The sequence below is a fragment of the Knoellia sinensis KCTC 19936 genome (assembly GCF_000768705.1).
Taxonomy (GTDB): domain Bacteria; phylum Actinomycetota; class Actinomycetes; order Actinomycetales; family Dermatophilaceae; genus Knoellia; species Knoellia sinensis.
Map to the genome: position 1 here is coordinate 1 of NZ_AVPJ01000044.1, position 2,012 is coordinate 2,012.

The window sequence follows — 2,012 nt, forward strand, 5'->3', positions numbered from 1 at the left end:
GTCCAGCAGCTACAAGTACAAGGGCGGAAAGAACTACCGCCCCTACAAGGCACCACGCAAGCCCACGATCCAAGAGCAGCGCGAAAAGTACCAGATCCAACGAGCCCGCCGAGACGCGGCCTTCGTCCGCTGGGAGAAAGAGCAGTACTACAAGATCGTTGCCAAGAGCAACGCCATCGCAGCCCAACGCGCAGGCGCGGCCGTCAACGTCGTCGTCCCCTACCAGGACGCCCAAAAATGTCTCACCGGCGACGGCGGCGCCTGCGCCACCACCGCAATCGGCGTCGTCCCAGGCGTCGGAACAGGCGGACGGCTCGCCGTCAAGGGCGGTACAAAACTGGCCGCAACAACTGCTGCCCGAGCTTGTTCCTTCACTGGGACTACGACCGTCCTGATGGGCGACGGCACCAAGAAGCCCATTGAGGACATCAAGGTCGGAGACAAGGTCCTCGCGACCGACCCCGAGACCGGGGAGCAAGAAGCGCGGACGGTGACTCACGTCTGGGTCCATGCCGACTCGGTCGTCGATCTCAAGCTGGACGGCGAGGTCATTGCGACGACCGAGGATCACCCCTTCTGGTCGGTTACCGAACAACGGTTCGAGCGGGCAGATGAGCTTGGGCCCGGGGAGCAGGTTCTGGCGGCAGATGGTCGGGCGCTTGATGTCGTGGGGCTGGCTCTGGCATCTACCCGTCAGGCCTTGGCCTACAACCTCACCGTCGAAGGTATCCACACCTACCACGTCGGCGACAGCGAAGCCCTCGTCCACAACACCTGTCGGATCCACGGCAATTCGTTGGACAGTCCCAGGCTTACGACGCTTTACCGGCTCGAGGATCAGAATGGCGATCTCCTCAAATGGGGCATCACCGGAAAGGAAAATCCGGAACGCCGGTACACGCAGTTGTTCATGGAGGACAAGCGGATGATCCCGATTGCGACCGGATCTCGTCGTGAAATGGCCGAGGCTGAACGCTTGTTCGTCGAGTACTGGCGCGGCCCGCTCAACCGTGAACGGTGGCCTGTGAGAGGTCGCGGATGAGCGGGGAAGCGCGAAAGCCGCTTTCCGTTGGCGTGGTCTTCGGTGGATCGCCCCACGTGGACAAGGCTTGGGACCCGGCTATCAGCGTCATCATGCGCGACGTGATACAGGCGCGCTACGGGATCACCACCCCCCTGTCCGTGAACGTCGTCTTCCACGTGACAGGCGAACTTCTTCAAGCCGAGTTTTCCGGCGTTCGAACGGGAACCTTCAGTCGAAAGCGGATGCTGTTGATGGTGCAGGCTGCGGTTCCACTCGAGCCGGTCGAGGATCGCCGTGGCGTGCTACTGGTTCTGCTGCGGTCCGCGGTCGATGCGGCTGAAGAGTTCGCGATCCGGCGGAAGATCGCTGGTGGGCTGCCAGAGATCCGGGCCATCGTGGAGGCCGTTGCGCAAGATCCGCAGGGCGGCCATGGGTAGGCCGATTGAGCTGCCCCGGCATGTCCGGAGAGAGCCATTCTTGGGAAGGGAGTGCCGCGCGGAGGTGCTCGCCTGAGTTGAGGCAGCGGGTGGGGCCGGTGGTCGCGGAGCATCGGGCTCGCAGATTGCTGAGGTAGCCGTCCGACCCGCTGTTCGTGCAAAGAACTGTGCACGGGGGCGTGCAATCCGCGGCGCATCTCGACACTAGTTGTGATCTCGAACACTTCGAAGTGATAGATGTACCGCCGCCCAAGCACGACGCTTCACTTAAGCAATGGGGCTGCGTGTTGCGTCACCTCGGCATATGGGTCCTGGTGTTCTCTGTGATCGGCCTCTGGGTTCCAAGCGGTCCCAAGCAGTGGCTAATGGCCATTTTCGGAGCCGGTTTCATCGCTTCCCTTGCATGGGTCATGACGAAGCTCGCCATCGAGATGCGACTTTCGGGGGGAATGCTCAAGTGGAGGGCGCCCGTAGGTCTAACCGGGGAGCAGAGTATCGAAGCACTTGAAGAGGTAGGTCCGTATGAGTCCCGTGGAGTGGTGGGCTTTGAG

Annotated in this window: 3 protein-coding genes; all 3 read left to right on the top strand. The window is 62.1% G+C overall.

Features of this window, described 5'->3' with window-relative positions; translation table 11 throughout:
* The coding region (locus tag N802_RS20390; protein ID WP_035919665.1) for a polymorphic toxin-type HINT domain-containing protein at positions 1-1,042 on the top strand (1,042 nt) is incomplete at its 5' end.
* Positions 1,039-1,461 carry a hypothetical protein gene (locus tag N802_RS19090; RefSeq protein WP_156971534.1) on the top strand — a complete coding sequence of 141 codons (423 nt, stop codon included), beginning with the start codon at positions 1,039-1,041 and terminating at the stop codon, positions 1,459-1,461. The genes N802_RS20390 and N802_RS19090, both read left to right, overlap by 4 nt.
* A 314-nt stretch (positions 1,462-1,775) precedes the next feature.
* Positions 1,776-2,012: hypothetical protein (locus N802_RS20690; RefSeq protein ID WP_211254467.1), on the top strand; the 237-nt coding region annotated here is incomplete at its 3' end.